Source organism: Arthrobacter sp. MDT1-49-2 (assembly GCF_059090185.1).
In genome coordinates this window covers 1-15924 of record NZ_JBNHFK010000009.1, presented here as the reverse complement: position 1 = coordinate 15924, position 15924 = coordinate 1, and the positions used below count along the sequence as shown (strand labels likewise).

General features: G+C 67.4%; 16 protein-coding genes, 1 tRNA gene and 1 pseudogene. 11 read left to right on the top strand and 7 right to left on the bottom strand.

The genetic code is table 11. From position 1 onward, the window contains the following. Positions 1–145 precede the first annotated feature (145 nt). Positions 146–625 (top strand): hypothetical protein, encoded by a 480-nt coding sequence (locus AC5RTS_RS12860; protein ID WP_493992409.1) that lies wholly within the window; start codon positions 146–148, stop codon positions 623–625. Positions 626–729: 104 nt separating this feature from the next. Here the strand turns inward: AC5RTS_RS12860 and AC5RTS_RS12855 are convergent, their stop codons facing one another. The 3 genes and pseudogenes from AC5RTS_RS12855 to AC5RTS_RS12845 all read right to left on the bottom strand — a co-directional run bounded on the left by AC5RTS_RS12855 (position 730) and on the right by AC5RTS_RS12845 (position 1867). Further along, positions 730–1452: an SDR family NAD(P)-dependent oxidoreductase gene (locus tag AC5RTS_RS12855; protein WP_493992408.1), complete on the bottom strand. Its 723-nt coding sequence runs from the start codon at positions 1450–1452 to the stop codon at positions 730–732. Between the two features lie 41 nt (positions 1453–1493). Then, positions 1494–1712: pseudogene (locus AC5RTS_RS12850) on the bottom strand (PadR family transcriptional regulator); the annotation flags it as partial. Between the two features lie 82 nt (positions 1713–1794). Further along, positions 1795–1867: transfer RNA gene (locus AC5RTS_RS12845), tRNA-Ala, on the bottom strand. Positions 1868–2105: 238 nt separating this feature from the next. Here AC5RTS_RS12845 and AC5RTS_RS12840 point away from each other — a divergent pair. Continuing rightward, positions 2106–2510 (top strand): four-helix bundle copper-binding protein, encoded by a 405-nt coding sequence (locus tag AC5RTS_RS12840; RefSeq protein WP_493992407.1) that lies wholly within the window; start codon positions 2106–2108, stop codon positions 2508–2510. Between the two features lie 31 nt (positions 2511–2541). On the opposite strand, the gene AC5RTS_RS12835 is transcribed toward AC5RTS_RS12840, so the two are convergent. After that, the gene (locus AC5RTS_RS12835; RefSeq protein ID WP_493992406.1) at positions 2542–3057 is read right to left on the bottom strand and encodes a mycothiol transferase; all 516 of its coding nucleotides are present in this window, start codon (positions 3055–3057) and stop codon (positions 2542–2544) included. Positions 3058–3206: 149 nt separating this feature from the next. On the opposite strand from AC5RTS_RS12835, the gene AC5RTS_RS12830 reads away from it, so the two are divergent. The 7 genes from AC5RTS_RS12830 to AC5RTS_RS12800 all read left to right on the top strand — a co-directional run bounded on the left by AC5RTS_RS12830 (position 3207) and on the right by AC5RTS_RS12800 (position 10099). Continuing rightward, the gene (locus AC5RTS_RS12830) at positions 3207–3428 is read left to right on the top strand and encodes a hypothetical protein (RefSeq protein ID WP_493992405.1); all 222 of its coding nucleotides are present in this window, start codon (positions 3207–3209) and stop codon (positions 3426–3428) included. Positions 3429–3517: 89 nt separating this feature from the next. Next, positions 3518–5650: a heavy metal translocating P-type ATPase gene (locus tag AC5RTS_RS12825; protein WP_493992404.1), complete on the top strand. Its 2133-nt coding sequence runs from the start codon at positions 3518–3520 to the stop codon at positions 5648–5650. Further along, positions 5634–6629 (top strand): magnesium and cobalt transport protein CorA, encoded by a 996-nt coding sequence (locus AC5RTS_RS12820; protein WP_493992403.1) that lies wholly within the window; start codon positions 5634–5636, stop codon positions 6627–6629. Before AC5RTS_RS12825 ends, AC5RTS_RS12820 begins: the two co-directional genes overlap by 17 nt. Further along, complete coding sequence (locus AC5RTS_RS12815) at positions 6620–7093, top strand: META domain-containing protein (RefSeq protein WP_493992402.1); 474 nt, start codon at positions 6620–6622, stop codon at positions 7091–7093. Before AC5RTS_RS12820 ends, AC5RTS_RS12815 begins: the two co-directional genes overlap by 10 nt. 149 nt (positions 7094–7242) lie before the next feature. Further along, entirely contained in the window at positions 7243–7905 is a 663-nt protein-coding gene (locus AC5RTS_RS12810; RefSeq protein WP_493992401.1) for a M23 family metallopeptidase, read from the top strand. 216 nt (positions 7906–8121) lie between these two features. Continuing rightward, the gene (locus tag AC5RTS_RS12805; protein WP_493992561.1) at positions 8122–9558 is read left to right on the top strand and encodes a DHA2 family efflux MFS transporter permease subunit; all 1437 of its coding nucleotides are present in this window, start codon (positions 8122–8124) and stop codon (positions 9556–9558) included. Between the two features lie 217 nt (positions 9559–9775). Next, a complete protein-coding gene (locus AC5RTS_RS12800) occupies positions 9776–10099 on the top strand; it encodes a hypothetical protein (protein WP_493992400.1) in 324 nt (107 codons plus the stop codon). On the opposite strand, the gene AC5RTS_RS12795 is transcribed toward AC5RTS_RS12800, so the two are convergent. Next, positions 10086–10967 (bottom strand): manganese catalase, encoded by an 882-nt coding sequence (locus AC5RTS_RS12795; protein WP_493992399.1) that lies wholly within the window; start codon positions 10965–10967, stop codon positions 10086–10088. The genes AC5RTS_RS12800 and AC5RTS_RS12795 overlap by 14 nt on opposite strands. Before the next feature lie 188 nt (positions 10968–11155). On the opposite strand from AC5RTS_RS12795, the gene AC5RTS_RS12790 reads away from it, so the two are divergent. Further along, positions 11156–12622, top strand: coding sequence for a S10 family peptidase (locus AC5RTS_RS12790; RefSeq protein ID WP_493992398.1), 1467 nt, complete (start codon positions 11156–11158; stop codon positions 12620–12622). A 118-nt stretch (positions 12623–12740) separates the two neighbouring features. Here AC5RTS_RS12790 and AC5RTS_RS12785 read toward each other — a convergent pair whose 3' ends face one another. Then, positions 12741–13508, bottom strand: a complete 768-nt coding sequence (locus AC5RTS_RS12785) for a class I SAM-dependent methyltransferase (protein WP_493992397.1) — start codon at positions 13506–13508, stop codon at positions 12741–12743. Between the two features lie 40 nt (positions 13509–13548). Further along, positions 13549–14049 carry a DUF456 domain-containing protein gene (locus tag AC5RTS_RS12780; protein WP_493992396.1) on the bottom strand — a complete coding sequence of 167 codons (501 nt, stop codon included), beginning with the start codon at positions 14047–14049 and terminating at the stop codon, positions 13549–13551. 266 nt (positions 14050–14315) lie between these two features. Here AC5RTS_RS12780 and AC5RTS_RS12775 point away from each other — a divergent pair, with 266 nt between their 5' ends. Further along, complete coding sequence (locus AC5RTS_RS12775) at positions 14316–15482, top strand: TIGR04086 family membrane protein (RefSeq protein ID WP_493992395.1); 1167 nt, start codon at positions 14316–14318, stop codon at positions 15480–15482. Positions 15483–15924 lie beyond the last annotated feature (442 nt).

Sequence of the window (15924 nt, the reverse complement as noted above, 5' to 3'; positions counted from 1 at the left end):
AGTCCGCCGCCGTGGCCGCGTGTACGGGACGTGTTGTGTCCCCCACCCCTAGTAGGATCGGGATCACGTCCGGCGGTGAATCATGCGATGAGTTCAGTGAGCCGCCCAGTATGAGACCCAGCATCAGACACGAAAGGTCCTGCCCATGGTTGAGGCCCGCAGCGACACCGGATATCCCGCGTACGCGCACCAGACCGGCTACCGGGAAGCGCCCCAGCCTCCGCTGCCCCCTCAGTCCTCGAGCCGGCGGGTAGCCGCCGGAGTCCTGGCCATACCCCTGATGCTCATCAATGGCTTCGGCGCAGCCACCATGTTCACCAGTGACAGGGCTCTTTCCACGGGCCTCGCAGTGCTGGCCGTGCTGTGGCTGATGCTGACCTGTGCGGTGCTCGCAGCCGGGATCCTGCTTCTGGTGCGGCGCAGCGGCGTCGACACCAAAGCGCCCATGCTGCTGCTCGGCACTACGGTGGCACTGATTGCGGTCGGCGCCCTCACCGCCATCCTCCGTGAGGCAGCCGGGCCCATACTGTTCAGTGCCCTCTTCGGCCTGCCCATCATCACTCTGCTTCTCACCCGGATGAAGCGGGAGGCCGCAGAGCGTGCCGTCCTGAACAAGCGGGCCTGACCAGCCGGACTCCCCGGTCGGATTCTCTGACCAGCCGGACTCCCGGGCTCGATTCCTCGGCCCGCGTGTCTGGCTGACCAGCAGAATTTTCCCGCAACGCGAAGTTAGAGCGCCGTGCCGGTCTCCATCGCAAGAACCTGCAGCAGGTCATCTTGGAAAACTGGATCCAGAACGGCGGCATGCGGCTGTCTGCGGCGGCCGTGGTACCAGTAGCCGCCGCTGGTGAGCGCGTCGGGATCGTCGCTGACAGCCAGCCATTCCTGGGTTTCGTGGCCCAGCGCGAAATCATCCGGCGCGTTCGGTCCGCCCATTTTGGTGGACACCCAGCCCGGATCCACCGCGTTGGCCAGCGCCTGCGGGCGGCGGCGGGCGAGCGCGGCGGAGAACGTGGTGACGTACAGCTTGCTGTCCGCATAGGATCCGAATTTGATTCCGGCCCAGTCAGCTCCGGCCAGAGAGGGACGGCCGCTGAAGTGGGAGCTGCTGCTCAGGTAGATGTGGCGCTGCGGCCCCTCAAGCAGGGCCGTGAGCAGATAGGGCGCCACCACGTTGACCGGCAACACGGACGGCCCGGTTTCCACCCCGGCGTTATGGATCACCGAATCGAGGCGGTTGCCCGCGTTCAGCACAGCGGCCATATTCCGCACCGCGTCCCGGTCCGCGAAGTCGGCCACGACCGCTTCCGCGCCGCGATCCAGGAGCAGTTTCAGGGCGGCGGCCCGGTTACTGTTGCGGGCGTGGACGACGACGTCGTGTCCACCCGCCAGGAGCGCCTCCGCCGCGGCGTATCCCAGTCCGTCGGTGGAGCCTGTCACGAGGATCCTCATCGCCTGCAACCTTCCCTTCGGGCCCGGAACCGGACGCCGGGCTATTCGACGAGGTTCGCCCTGATGCTGGCAAGAAACTGCTCCCCCAATGCGGTCAGGGAAAGGTCCTTCCGCCGGGCGCCGGTCCGCGGCACCTCCACCTCTTCCCCGTGCAAGAGCCCCGCGTCCTGGAGCCGTTTCAGTGTCCGGTAGAGGCTGCGCTCGGTGATCTTCCATCCTGTACCGGCGGCAACCTCTGCGGCAATGCCTGCCACCGTGACCGGCTGGTGCTCGGCCCGCTCTGAGCATGGAAAAGGGGTCCGCTTCCCTTGACCTGCTGGGAAGCGGACCCCTTCGGATCCGTGGAGCTTAGGGGAATCGAACCCCTGACCTTTTCATTGCGAACGAAACGCTCTACCAACTGAGCTAAAGCCCCATACCGCACCTGCGCCGTCGGACAGGCCGACTCCGCAAGGTTACCCCCGATTCTAATCACGCGCCGTTACCGGAGCCAAAACCGACAGTCCCCTTGGGATCCCCCCGGGCCGCACCTAGGGTGGGAGCAGCGCAAGCGGCAGCCGGCCGGCATGGCGGCCCCGGGATACCGGCACACATCCCGGACAGCGCGTCGCGACACCGCACCCCTGGCAGCACCCCGGACAAAGGAGACCGTCATGGCCCTGATCACCGAAATGCTCGAGAACCACCCCGGCGGCCCGCGCGGCGCCGATCTGGGCAAGCTCAAGGATGCCATCCTCGCCTGCACCGAGTGCGCCCAGGTCTGTAATGCCTGCGCGGACTCCTGCCTGAGCGAGGACATGCTGGGCGACCTGGTGGCGTGCATCCGTACGGATCTGGACTGCGCCGAAATCTGCGCCACCACTGCCGCCGTCCTGTCCCGCTCGGGTGCAACAGGCCCGGCAGCCGCCACCCTGCTGCAGGCCTGCGTAACCGCCTGCGCGGCGTGCGCCGAGGAATGCACCCAGCACGCCGCCATGCACGAACACTGCCGGATCTGCGCCGAAGCATGCCGCCGCTGCCTCAATGCCTGCCAGAAGCTGCTCGCCTCCCTGGCCTGAACAGGCTGTTCCCAGAGAGCGCCTCCGCTTCTCAGGAAGGGTTGGCCAGCACCATTCCGCGGACATACGCGGCCTGCCCGGCGTGTTCGAGACAGTCTGCGAGGGTGCTCACGAGCCGCACGCCCAGGGTCACCGGCGGGTCCCAGGCCCGGTCCACAATCTGCTCCAGGTCAGCCGCGGACAAACCGGAGACGAACGCGGCAGTGGAGGCGGCGACGTCGTCGTAATACCCCAGCAGCAGCTCAGCTGAGGGCACCTGGACCTTGGCCACCTGCTCGGAGGTGTGCCCGTAGCCGGTGTCCTCCACGGCCAGGGGCAGGCCTAGCCGCGACGCCCAGCCCTCCGCCGTCCAGGCCTGCTCCTGCCCCGCCACTTCGGCAACCTGATGGTCCTGCACCCGGCTGAGGTGCCAGATCAGCCAGGAGATGGAGTTCCCCTGCGGATACGGACGGCGGTTCAGCGCGGCGGTATCTAGGTCGCTGACCGCCCGCCGGACAACGCCGGGCAGCCGGCCGAAGGCATCAATGAGGAGATCACTCTGGTCCATGGCGGTACGCTCCGAAGATCGGGGGAAGATGTGCGCCATCCTCGCATGCCGGCACGGGGCTTGAAAGGGCGAAACCGGTTTGCGGCCCGGCGGCCAAAAATCCGCCGCCAGCCGGTTCCATCCGGTTCCATCGGTCCTAAGATGGCCGCATGAGCTGGACTGACGAGCGTCCCGCATGGCTTCCGCCCCTTCCACCGGTGCACCGGGGGCAGGTCCGCATTGTGTTCGGGCTGCTGCTGGTCTGCTCCGTGATGGTCAGCTGTCTGGTGGTTGCAGCCCTCGGCGGACTGCTGAGCATGTACATTCTGTGGCCGCTCGCCGGCGGCCTGCTGCTGCTGATGTCCGGGCTGCTCAGCCGCCGGCGCATCTAGCCGCACGGGCAGCCGCAGGGGCAGGCCCGCGAACTTAGGCTAGCTTCCGCTTACTGGATAACGGCCGCGAAGAGGCTTAGAACGGCTATATGAGCGTGATCCGATTTATCCGCCGATACCCGCTGGTGGCTGCCGTTGTGCTGGTTGGCCTGGCCGTGCTGGGCCTTCAGGCGGCCGGCTTTGCTGCCACCGCCGCCTGGACCGCATCCCTGTTTGTCCTCGGCGTGGTCGCCTGGACCGGTGCCGGCATGGTCCGGGACATCCGCGCCGGCCACTACGGGCTGGACATCCTGGCCGTCGTCGCGATGCTCGCCACCGTGGCCGTGGGGGAATACATTGCCGCCCTGATCATTGTCCTGATGCTCTCCGGCGGGCAGGCGCTCGAGGATTACGCCGCGGGACGGGCACGCAGCGAGCTCGATGCCCTGCTGGCCCGGGCGCCGCAGCGCGCCCACCGGTTCCCCGGCGGGAACACCCAGCGGGGCGCCGAGGACATCCCGGCCACTGCCGTAAAGCCCGGAGACCTGCTGCTGGTGCGGCCGGCCGAGGTGGTGCCGGTGGACGGCGTGCTGGTGTCCGGCAGCGCGGATTTCGACGAGTCCTCCCTCACCGGCGAATCCCTGCCGGTGACCCGCAAGGACGGCGACTCGGTGATGAGCGGCGCGGTCAACGGCACCCGGGCAGTGCTGCTGCGGGCCACGGCCACCTCCGCGGACAGTCAGTACCAGCAGATTGTGGCACTGGTGGCCGAGGCGGCCGAGTCAAAGGCGCCGGTGGTGCGTCTGGCGGACCGCTTCGCCGTGCCGTTCACCATTGTCTCCCTGCTCATCGGGGGCCTGGCCTGGCTGCTCAGCGGCGATCCGGTGCGCTTCGCCGAAGTGCTGGTGCTGGCCACCCCCTGCCCGCTGCTGATCGCCGCGCCGGTGGCGTTCCTGGGCGGAATGAGCCGTTCGGCTCGGGCCGGCATCATCGTCAAGGGCGGTGCGGTGCTCGAGCAGCTGGCCAAGGCCCGCAGCGCGGCGTTCGATAAGACGGGCACCCTCACCTACGGGCATCCCGCGCTGGTGGCGGTGCGCCCGCAGCCGGGCTTCTCCGCCGATCAGGTGCTGGGGCTGGCCGCGTCCGCCGAACAGTATTCCTCCCACGTGCTCGCTGCGTCGGTACAACAGTCCGCGGCGGCACGCGGCCTGGACCTCGCTGTCTCCAATGATGCCCAGGAGGTGGCGACAAACGGGGTGCAGGCAGTGCTGGGCGGACACACCGTGCGGGTGGGCAAGGAACGCTTTGTCGCCGAGACCGCGCCGGACACCGTGCCCGCGGACCTGGAACCGGGACAGATGGTGGTGTACGTCGGAATCGACGGCCGGTTCGCCGGCACGCTGATCATGAGTGACGCCGTCCGGGAGAACGCCGCAGACACCCTGAACCGGTTGGCGGAGCTGGGCATCCGCCGCACCGTGATGCTCACCGGCGACGGGCAGGCAACCGCAGAGAGCGTGGCAGCCGGGCTGGGCATCACCGACGTGCAGGCCGGGCTGTTGCCCGGCGACAAGGTCCGAGCCGTGGGCAGCCTGGAACCCCGGCCGGTGATCATGGTCGGCGACGGCGTCAACGACGCTCCGGTACTGGCAGCGGCCGACGTCGGGATTGCCATGGGTGCCCGCGGCTCGACGGCGGCCAGTGAGTCCGCCGACGTCGTGCTGGTGGCGGACGACATCGGCAAGGTGGCCGACGCCGTGCAGATCGGCCGGCGGACCATGGCAGTGGCGCTGGGCAGCATCTGGCTGGGCATTGCCCTGAGCGTGGTCCTGATGCTGGTGGCCGCTTTCGGGTTCATTCCCGCGGTGGCGGGCGCCCTGACCCAGGAACTCGTGGACCTGGCTGCCATCCTTAATGCCCTGCGCGCCCGCTCCGCCGGACGGGGATGTCCCGGCGTCCCGAACGGCCGGCGCCTGCCCGCCCGGCACCTGTTCCGGGGTCCGTGTAGTTCCGGGGTCCGGCCTTTCCGGGTTCGGCCTTCCGGGTTTAACCCACTCCGGGGCGGCTACAGGTTCCGGCTCCGTGTCGGTTTCGCCACGGGTTCCCGGCTCCCTGCCGCCGGCGCGCTGCGGAACGTCCTTGCGCGGGGCAAAGCGGGGATAATGGGCAGTGGCCCGGCACACACCCGGGCCCTGGGCCATGTTTGTCAATGCGAGGGGAATGTCCGTGACGCTGATCGATAACGCGGTGTATGTGGACGGCAAGCGCGTCCACGATCCGGACAGCCTCGACGAAACGTTTGAGCTGATGCGTTCCTCCGGCGGCATGGCATGGATCGGCCTGTACCGCCCGGATGAAATTGAGCTGCTTTCCGTGGCCGAGGAGTTCGGCCTGAACCTGCTGATTGTCGAAGACGCCCTGGCTGGCCACCAGCGCTCGAAGCTGGAACAGTACGGTGAGCAGCTCTTTGCGGTGCTCCGCCCGGCCCGCTACCTCGACGACGTCGAACGCGTGGAGTTCGGCGAGCTGCACCTCTTTGTCGGCCCCAACTTCGTGGTGACCGTCCGGCACGCTGAATCCCCCGACCTGGCGCGGGTCCGCAAACGGGTGGAACAGGAGCCGGACCTGCTGAAGCTCGGCCCGCAGGCCGTGCTCTACGCCGTACTCGACCAGGTGGTGGATGAATACGCCCCGGTGGCGGCCGGACTGGAAAACGATATCGACGAGATCGAGGACCAGCTGTTCGGCGGGGACGCCGAGGTCTCCCGCCGCATCTACGAACTCTCCCGCGAAGTCATCCAGTTCCAGCGCGCCATCACCCCGCTGCAGACCGTGGTGGGCGAGCTGCGCAGTGCCGCGGACCAGTACGGTGTTCCGCCTGAACTCCGCGACAACCTGGGCGATGTCCTGGACCATGTGCTGCGCCTGATCGACCGGGCCAACGCCTACCGCGCCATCCTTGAAAACGCGCTGACCCTGTCCTCCACCCTGGCGTCCAACCGGCTGGCCGAAACCAGCATTGAGCAGAACGAACAGGTCAAGCGGATCTCCTCCTGGGCGGCCATCCTCTTTGCGCCCACCCTGGTGGGGACCATCTACGGGATGAACTTTGAGCACATGCCCGAGCTGTCCTGGCAGTTTGGCTATCCGCTGGCACTGCTGGGCATGGTGCTCACCGGGGTGGTGCTGTACCTGACCTTCAAACGGAACAAGTGGCTGTGACGATGCGGCGGCGCGTCCTGACGATCCCCGCCCTGGCGCTGGCCGCCGTCGTCCTGCTGGGAGCCTGCGGAACGGGCGCGAACTCGGCCGGCGGTTCCGCGGCTTCGGACGACGGCGGCGCCCTCCCGGACGCCGATGTGACGAGGGTTGATGTGGACGGTGTTGAGGTGACGGGGGTCTGGGGAGACACGGCCGATCCGGAAGCACCGTCCCTGGAGTTTGACCCCTCCGGGCGGGTCAGCGGCACCGACGGCTGCAACCGGCTGATGGGCTTCTGGAGCATCGAGGGAAACCGGGTGACGCTTCGGGATATGGCGTCCACCATGATGCTCTGCCACGGCATCGACACCTGGCTTTCCGCCGGTGCCGCTGCCGACGTCGACGGCGACGGCGATACCCTGCGATTCTACGACCAGGCCGGCACGGAGATCAGGACTCTGGCGCGTCCGGCCTCCGGGTCCTAACGGCCGCGCCGGCCTCGAAAATCCGGGCCCGGGCGCACCCGCGGAAACCGAGCCCGGCCGTTCCGGCCCCCGGGCCGGGGCCGGGGCCGGGCCGGGGCCGGGCCGGGGCCCCAGGCCTCGAGTCCCGGGGCGCTTCAGGAAGGAAGCCCATGGCAGCACCGTCCACGCAGCCGGCACCAATCCTGCTCCGCCTGCCGTTCAGGGGCCGCTGGCTGTCGCAGAACAGCCCCGCCAACCGAGTCCCCAGCCACGGCACCGACCTGTTCGGGACCACTTACGCCATTGACTTCGTAGCCGTGGACCGGCACGGGCGGTCCGGCCCGAGGGGATGGCGGTCCCTGCTCTCCACGGAGGCACCGGAAACATTCCGCGGCTTCGGAATGTCGGTGCTGGCACCGGCGTCGGGCACCGTGGTGTCCGTGCACGACGGCGAGCCGGACCATGAGGCGCGCCGCTCCCAGCCGGCGCTGCTCAGCTATGCCCTGACGCAGGCCGGCCGGGTGCGGCAGGGCCCGAATGCGGTTGCCGGCAACCATGCGGTCATCGCTCTGGGACCCGGCGGACCCTTTGTGCTGCTCGCCCATCTGGCCTGCGGCTCGGTGGAGGCCCTGCCGGGCGCCCGGGTTCGTGCCGGCGTCCGGATCGGCGCCTGCGGGAACTCCGGCAACAGCACCGAACCGCATATCCATCTCCAGGTCACGGACTCCATGGACTGGGGTACCTGCCGGGGACTGCCCGTGGCCTTCGATCACCCCGACGGCCGGCCCGGACCGTGGCTGCCGCGCAACGGCGAGGTTTTCGACGCGGGATAACCGTGCCGCTTCCGGAACCCGGAATACCCCGGCACGGTTGAGGGTTGGTCCTAAGGCAGCCTAAGTGCACAATGGACTTCGGCTCTTTTCGGCCCGGGCCCCGTCCCGGCAGCCATCCCCCCACTCTCCAGAACGGCAGCAAGCACCTTGAAAAACCTCACCCCGGAGACGGTCAGGCCCTGGCCTGCCCTGTGGTCCCTGGTCATCGGCTTCTTCATGATCCTGGTGGACTCCACGATCGTGAACATTGCCACCCCGGCCATCATGGAGGACCTGGGTGCCGGCCTGGACCAGGTCATCTGGGTGATCAGCGCCTATCTGCTGGCCTACGCTGTTCCCCTGCTGATCACCGGACGGCTCGGGGACCGCTTCGGGCCGCGCCGGGTCTATCTGATCGGGTTGGTGGTCTTCACCCTCTCCAGCTTGTGGTGCGGCTTCGCGAACAGTGTTGATGCACTCATCCTGGCCCGTGTCTTCCAGGGGTTCGGTGCCGCACTGATGACCCCGCAGACCATGTCCGTGATCACCCGGATCTTCCCGCCCGAGAAGCGCGGCACCGCGCTGGGCCTCTGGGGCGCCACCGCCGGCGTCGCCACCCTCGTGGGTCCGATCCTCGGCGGTGTCCTGGTGGACGGGCTGGGCTGGGAATGGATCTTCTTCATCAACATCCCCGTAGGCGTGGTGGGCTTTATCCTCGCCTACCGGCTGGTGCCAAAGCTGTCCACCTCCGTGCACCGCTTCGACTACCTGGGCGTGCTGCTCAGCGCAGCGGGCATGTTCGCGCTGGTCTTCGGCATCCAGGAAGGCGAAAGCTACAACTGGGGCACTATCGCCGGGCCCATCTCGGTCTGGTCGCTGATCATCACCGGCATCGTCCTCCTGGCCCTGTTTGTGCTCTGGCAGCGGCTCAACCGGGCCGAACCGCTGCTCCCGCTGAAGCTGTTCCGGGACCGCAACTTCTCCCTGGCCAATATCTCCATCACCGGCATGGGCTTCGCCGTCACCGCCTTCTCCCTGCCGCTCATCCTCTTCGCCCAGAACGTACGCGGACTCAGCCCCACGCAGGCCGCCCTACTGCTGGCACCGATGGCTGTCCTGTCCGGTGTACTGGCGCCTCTTGCCGGCAAAACCGTGCAGCGCGGCAACCCCAAGTTCATTGCCGTCGTCGGCTTCGCGGCCATGGCTGCATCCCTGATCTGGCTCGGCGCGCTGCTCAGCCCGGACGTGCCCTACTGGCAGCTCGTCCTGCCCATGCTCCTGATGGGCTTTGCGAACGCCTGCATCTGGCCCTCCGTCTCGCTGACGGCCACCCGCAACCTCGCGGCGGACGTTGCCGGCGCAGGGTCCGGGGTCTACAACACCACCCGCCAGTTCGGCGCAGTGATCGGCAGCAGTGCTATTGCGGCAATCATGCAGTCCCGGCTGACCGCCCATCTGGGAGCCGGCGCGGCCGACGGCGGCACCGCACCTGCCGCCGGAGCCTTCCCGGAAGCGCTCAAGGCCGGATACTCGGAGGCGATGGGCCAGTCGCTGTACCTGCCTGCAGCCGTGATCATCGTGGCACTGCTGGCCGCACTGTTCTATGCCAAACCAGCAACGGAACTTACCTCCCGGGGCGCCCGAAAGGACACTGCGGAAAGCACCACGGCCTAGCAGCCCGCCACAGTTGGCCCGGCGGGCCGGTGGTGCCCGGGATCTGGGGGCAGCCCGGAGCTCCGGGCTTCGGGGGCGGCGCCCGGCGGTCCAGCCGTCGGGCAGGAATCGACCGGTTTGCGATTCGTCGGCCGGTTTACGTCTTTTCACCCGGTTCAAACCGGCCGAAAAAGCGTTTATCGGTCGCAAACCCTGCGACGGCCGGTACGCTCGGCCCATGTCGCTCATCTCGAAGTTCTTCGCCGGGGTACTCCTTGCCAATGCCGTCCCGCACGGAGTCAGCGCCATGCAGGGACGGAGATTTCCGTCGCCGTTTGCGTCCCCGCCCGGCGTCGGGCTCTCCGGGCCCATGACCAACGCCGCGTGGAGTGCGCTGAACGCCGCGGGCGGCACGGCACTGCTTGGCCGTGGCGCAACCGGCCCCCGTGACCGCGCTGCTCTGCTGGCGGGGGCCGTCTCCATGGGACTTTTCCTGGCGTATTACTTCGGCACGCCGGACCGTCCCGCGGCCGGTCCGGCCGTGTCCGCTATTCCTTCTTGAGCTTGTCCTGTGCTGCCCCGGCAGCCTTCTCCACGACGTTGGGCACATCCGTGGTCCCGTAGAACCGGGCGTCCGGCCGGGTGGGCGGCGGCATGGGGGCCGACGTCGTAGTTCCGTCGTGGTAGCTGAACTCCCCCTTGCCGTCCGGGGTGGGCCCGGACGCCCAGGACCCCTCGGAGGCATGCTGGCCGTCGGAGAAGTTCAGGTACTGGTAGGACACTTCCCGGTGTTCCTTGTTGATCGGGAAGTTGCTGGGGACCGGAAGCTGTTCCATGTTCTCCGCCTGAAGTTCCAGGGCCGCAGTGGTCCATTGGTTCTGGTGCATGGTGTCACGGGCCAGGAGGAAGGCCAGCAGGTCCCGGATCCCGTGGTCATCGGTCATATGGTAAAGCCGGGCGACGGCGAGGCGGCCCTGCATTTCAATGTTGGCGTTGGAGGTGAAGTCGGCGAGCATGTTGCCGCTGGCCGTGACGTAGCCGCCGGTCCAGGGGTTGCCGTTGCTGTCCACCGGGCGGGCACCTGCACCGGCCACAATGGCGTGCTGGACATCCATGCCGCCCATCACCGCGGCCACCGTCGGATCGGACTGCACGGCGTCATCGGTGATGCCCAGCGGTGCCTTTTCCAGCAGCTGGGCAATCATGATGGCCAGCATTTCCACGTGGCCCATTTCCTCGGCCGCGATCCCGTAGAGCAGGTCCCGGTATTTTCCCGGAATGTGGGAGTTCCAGGACTGGAAACCGTATTGCATGGCCACCGTGATTTCACCGTATTGTCCGCCCAGGACCTCCTGCAGTTTCCGGGCATAAACGGCGTCGGGCTTGTCTGGGGTGGATTTGAACTGGAGTTCCTGTTTGTGGAAAAACATGTATTCCTCCGCGCCTTTGGGGACCGCCGTGCAATGCGGGTCCCCGCGTGTCGGGAGCCGCGGACGGTCACGGTGGTCCCAACGTAGACTCGCGTTCGGCTGCTGGGAAGAGTACGCGTGCCCGCTCCTGCGGACCCTGGCCGTTTCAGTCCCGGCGAAAGGGACCCGGCACGGGTAGTCTGCTTGCCATGGTCTCCCCCGAACCCACGTCCGCGCCGCCTGCCTCCACGGAACCGGCGTCTCAGGTCACCGATGACTTCGCTGTCCGCCGACACACTCTACCTACCGGCCTCCCCTACACCACCACCACCGGCCGCATGGTGTTCCGCAAGGAGGAAGTGGCGGACGGAAAGTCCGAGGGCTTCCGGCCCAAGGCGGAGATCTTCCTGGTTGCCTATACCGCAGATGCCCCTGACACCGGCCCTAACCGCCGGCCGGTGGTGTTCGCTTTCAACGGCGGCCCGGGCTCCTCCTCCGTGTGGCTGCACATGGGGCTGCTGGGTCCGCGGATGGTGGATTCGGGTGATGCCGGTGCGCTGACGCCGCCGCCGTTCGGTCTGGCGGACAACCCCGAAACCCTGCTGCAGCACGCGGATCTGGTGCTGATCGATCCGGTGAACACCGGTTTCTCCCGGGTGGTGGACGGCAATGATGCCGCCGAATTCCACGGCTTCGAGGAGGACCGGGACCTGGTGGCCGAAGTGATCCGGCTCTGGACCACCCGCAACAACCGCTGGCTGAGCCCCAAGTACCTGGTGGGCGAGTCCTACGGCACGCTGCGCGCGGTGGCGGTGGCGGGGCGGCTGTTTGATGCGTACGGTCTGGCCGTCAACGGGCTGGGCCTGATTTCCACCGTGCTGAACCTGGCCACCCTGGATTTCGCGCCGGGCCGGGACACCCCCTATCCGCTGCACCTGCCTACCTATGCCGCGATTGCGCACTATCACGGCCGCCATCCGGGCCGGGAGCTGGCCGACGTCGTCCGCGAGGCCGAGGAGTATGCCGCCGGGGACTATGTGCTGGCCCTGCACCGCGGATCGCGGCTGGGCACGGAGGAGTACGACGACGTCGTCCGCCGGCTCGCGGAACTCACCACCCTGGACGAGGGCTTCATCCGCCGCACCAACCTGCGCTGGGACTACGCCATGTTCTCCGCTGAACTGCTGCGAGAGGAAAACCTGGCGGTGGGCCGGATCGACGGGCGGTTCACCGCCGCACCGGCGCACCAGCAGGATTGGATCAACTGGGACGATCCCAGCCTGGTGGCCATCAACGGACCCTACTCGGCTGCCGTTAACCACTACCTGCGTGCCGAGCTGGGATACGAGAACGATCTGCCGTATGAAATCCTCACGGGCCGGGTCCAGCCGTGGAGTTACAAAACCTTCGAGGGCGTGCCCGTGGATGTTACCGGCACCCTGGAACGGCTGCTGGTCCACAATCCGGCGCTGCGCGTGCATGTGGACTACGGCTATTACGACGGCGCGACGCCGCATTTCGCGGCGGAGTACGTGTGGGCGCACATGCGTCTGTCCGAGGACGCCCGGACACGGTTCTCGCACCACTATTACGACGCCGGGCACATGATGTACGTCAACCCCGGCTGCCGGGTGGATCAGCTGCGGCATCTGGCGGAGTTTGTGGCGGGGTCTTAGGGTTCGGCCGGTGCCTAGGGTCGGCGCCTAGGGGCCGGGGGTCCGAGCCGGCGCCTAGGGCCCGGGTGTCCGGGGGCATCTAGGGCCCAAGGGTCCGGGGGCGGGGGTCCGGGGGCATCTAGGACCCGGGGGTCCGGGAGGGACGGCGGCGGAACAGTGCGGTAAGCAGGAAGGATTCGCCAAAGAAAGGCGAGTCCTGGTCTTGGGCTGCCATCGGGCGGATCTCGATCTCTTCGAGGTCCGCGAAAACCCACCTAAGGTCGTCCGGGCTGAAGGCTATCCCCGCTTCGAATTCCCCATCATGGTAAAGCTGCTCGTCCGGTGCTTCTGCACCCATCTTTCCCCTGGCGAAACAGGCCAGCCCCAAGTACCCGCCGGGCGCGAGGGTGCGCTGCAGCAGTTGCAGGTAGCTGATCCGGCGGTGCGGAGGAAGGTGATGCAGACAGCCCGAGTCGTAGACCAGTCCGTACGGTCCCGGCAACGCATCAGGTGGCAGCGTGAAAGCGTTGCCGCAGGTGAATGAGACGTCCAACCGGCGGTCGGCAGCCCGCTCCCGCCCCCACTCCACCGCAGCCGAGGAGAGGTCCACGGCATCCACGGTGTAACCATTCTCAGCGAGAAAGAGGGCATTGCGCCCGGGTCCTGACCCCACATCCAGCACCCGGGTTGGCGAGAGCACGCCTTCGCGGACCCACCGCACCAGGCTCTCGTCGGGTTTGTCCGCAAAGAACGGAACAGGCCGGGTGCGGTCTGCGTAGAAGCTGTTCCACCAGGAGCTTCCGCTACCGCTGGTCCAGCGGACCGACTCACGGGCAAAGAGCCCGTCCATCAGGTTGAGGAGGTCTTCAACGGACCGCATCCTGCGGTTGATCGAGGGTTCACCCATACCGCCACACCCTATACACGCGTAGCGGGGAGGTGTGGGATCAGCGGGTGGCGAAGTGTACCCAGACCGCGGCACCCCAGATGCCGCCCGCAGTCAGGGCCAGGCCCAGCTCCGCCAGGATGCCCAGCCCCATGGCCTTGAGCGTGGCCACACTGGAGGACCAGGCAGTGGGCAGGTTCCGCTGGCGCAGCCATTCGCTGAGCAGCAAACCGAGTGCGAAACCGACGAAGAGTCCGACCACGGGAATGGTGAACATCCCGACAATGCCCACCACCACTCCGCCGACGATGGACCGCGTGGGGATCTGGCGCTGTTTGAGGCGCCGCCCGGTGAGGAAGAAGCTGGCAAGCATCCCGGCGACCAGGAAGACGGACCCGATGCCGAAGGCCCACCACGCCGCCGGACTCTGCACACCGAAGGCCCATCCCAGCAGCGCAATGATGATCAGGATGCTGCCCGGCAGCACGGGCACCACAATGCCGGTCAGCCCCACGGCAATCACCAGGGCTGCGGCAAGGGTAACGAGAAGATCGGGATCCATTCCATCAGTCTTGCACCGGTTACCCGCGACCCGCGTATTTCCTTCCGGGTGGTTCGGCGCCGACGAATGTACAGATACGGGGCTTAAACCAGCCTCATAAGCCCGGTATGTGTACAACGGACGTTCATCCCCAACGGCGCGTTGTCGCACTCCCCGGACCCCCTAAACTCCGATGCGCTGCCTTCCGCAGGTGGAGAAATTAGTAAGGATGCTTATAAGCTGGCGTGATCAGCCCGATTTTCCGGACGGAAACAGGAGATGCAGTAATGAGCACCGAACCAGAGAACACCGCCAATACTTCCTCGACCGGCCGTGGCGCCACCGACGGCGGCCCTCTGCGGGACCGCTCGGAACGGTCTGCCGCAGCTGATGCCACCGCAGGCACCGTTCCCGCGGACGGCCGCCAGGCTGAAGACACCGGCACAAGGGTGAGCAACGCGGACTCCGCGTCCGCCGCCGATCAGGGCCAGGGACTCGGCCGCCATGCGGGCAGCCATGCCACGGATGCGGACGGCTTGCGCAACGATACCCGCGCGGTCCCGGCAGCGCAGATGCGCAACGACGGCACTTCCGGCGAGGACACCCCCACCCGCGCAGTCCCCACGAACACCTCCGGCGAGGACACCCCCACCCGCGCAGTCCCCACGAACACCTCCGGCGAGGACACCCCCACCCGCGCAGTCCCCACGAATACCTCCGGCGAGGACACCTCCACGCGGGTCGCCCCGGTAACGGCAAGCCGCGATCTTCCCAATGATTCCGACCGCAACGACCGCAGCCACCGCACTGGGGAGAACCGGAATGACAGGCATGAGCGGCACGCAGACGGCGTGGCCAGCGAAGCGGCCCTGCCCAACCGGGAAGCGTTGCTGGCCCGGGAAAAGGAACGCTTCGGCGGCATGAAGTTCGGCTCGGCGTTCTTCGGCTGGCTGACGGCCACCGGCATGGTGGTGCTGTTGTCAGCGCTGGCAGCTGCGATCGGCGCCGCCGTTAACCTCTCCGCTGAAACGGACCTGGGGGCGGCTCTCGAATCGGCCGCTGCCAACCAGTCCGCCGGCATCATCGGTGCCATCATCATGCTCGCGGTACTGCTGCTCTCCTACTATGCCGGCGGCTACGTGGCCGGCCGGATGGCACGCTTCAACGGCCTCAAGCAGGGGCTGGCGGTGTGGCTGTGGGCGCTGATCGCGGCCGCCGTCGTCATCATCCTGGGCCTGATCTACGGCAGCGACATCCGCAGCATCAGCCAGCTGAACTCCGTGGCCCCGCTGCCGGAGGACCTGAACAACGTCAGCCCCGGCACCTGGATCGCCGTGGCCGCGAGCCTGGTGGTCACGCTGCTCGGCGCCGTGCTGGGCGGACTGGCCGGTATGCGCTTCCACCGCCGCATTGACCGTGCCGATTTCCGCACGGAAGATACCGCCACCCGCTAAGCCAGCCAGGTTCGGCTTCTACGGCCGCTGCGCTCCCGATTCTCGGGGTGCAGCGGCCATTTTTTGGTTGGTCGGCTGGTTTTCCGTTGCACGAACCGCAGAGTTTCCCACGCACCGGTACCACTGTGACTCCTGTGACCACAGCAGCACCACCAGCAACAGTGGGTGGGAAGCTGTGCGCAGCCGCCACGGCACCACCAGCGGGCGGCAAGCTGTGCGCAGCCGCCACGGCACCACGGGCATCAGAGCGTGGCAAGCCGTGCGCAGCGGCCACGGCACCACCCCGATCCCACCCGCGCACCCCCAAAGAACCCGCGGCTTAAACAAACAGGGGCCCCGCAGATGTGAACTGGTCCCCGAAAGTTGGACTGGCCAAATAAAAGTCTAGGCCGCGAGGGCCTGAGCACGGTATTGCACCGGGCTCAGGCCCTTCAGCTTTGTC

What these genes read in the sequence shown, in the direction of transcription:
- AC5RTS_RS12830 (WP_493992405.1), top strand. Translation starts at nt 3,207, where the DNA reads ATGAGCTGGACTGACGAGCGTCCCGCATGGCTTCCGCCCCTTCCACCG.
- AC5RTS_RS12795 (WP_493992399.1), bottom strand. Translation starts at nt 10,967, where the DNA reads ATGTTTTTCCACAAACAGGAACTCCAGTTCAAATCCACCCCAGACAAG.
- AC5RTS_RS12785 (WP_493992397.1), bottom strand. Translation starts at nt 13,508, where the DNA reads ATGGGTGAACCCTCGATCAACCGCAGGATGCGGTCCGTTGAAGACCTC.
- AC5RTS_RS12810 (WP_493992401.1), top strand. Translation starts at nt 7,243, where the DNA reads ATGGCAGCACCGTCCACGCAGCCGGCACCAATCCTGCTCCGCCTGCCG.
- AC5RTS_RS12805 (WP_493992561.1), top strand. Translation starts at nt 8,122, where the DNA reads ATGATCCTGGTGGACTCCACGATCGTGAACATTGCCACCCCGGCCATC.
- AC5RTS_RS12860 (WP_493992409.1), top strand. Translation starts at nt 146, where the DNA reads ATGGTTGAGGCCCGCAGCGACACCGGATATCCCGCGTACGCGCACCAG.
- AC5RTS_RS12780 (WP_493992396.1), bottom strand. Translation starts at nt 14,049, where the DNA reads ATGGATCCCGATCTTCTCGTTACCCTTGCCGCAGCCCTGGTGATTGCC.
- AC5RTS_RS12775 (WP_493992395.1), top strand. Translation starts at nt 14,316, where the DNA reads ATGAGCACCGAACCAGAGAACACCGCCAATACTTCCTCGACCGGCCGT.
- AC5RTS_RS12835 (WP_493992406.1), bottom strand. Translation starts at nt 3,057, where the DNA reads ATGGACCAGAGTGATCTCCTCATTGATGCCTTCGGCCGGCTGCCCGGC.
- AC5RTS_RS12825 (WP_493992404.1), top strand. Translation starts at nt 3,518, where the DNA reads ATGAGCGTGATCCGATTTATCCGCCGATACCCGCTGGTGGCTGCCGTT.
- AC5RTS_RS12840 (WP_493992407.1), top strand. Translation starts at nt 2,106, where the DNA reads ATGGCCCTGATCACCGAAATGCTCGAGAACCACCCCGGCGGCCCGCGC.
- AC5RTS_RS12855 (WP_493992408.1), bottom strand. Translation starts at nt 1,452, where the DNA reads ATGAGGATCCTCGTGACAGGCTCCACCGACGGACTGGGATACGCCGCG.
- AC5RTS_RS12800 (WP_493992400.1), top strand. Translation starts at nt 9,776, where the DNA reads ATGTCGCTCATCTCGAAGTTCTTCGCCGGGGTACTCCTTGCCAATGCC.
- AC5RTS_RS12790 (WP_493992398.1), top strand. Translation starts at nt 11,156, where the DNA reads ATGGTCTCCCCCGAACCCACGTCCGCGCCGCCTGCCTCCACGGAACCG.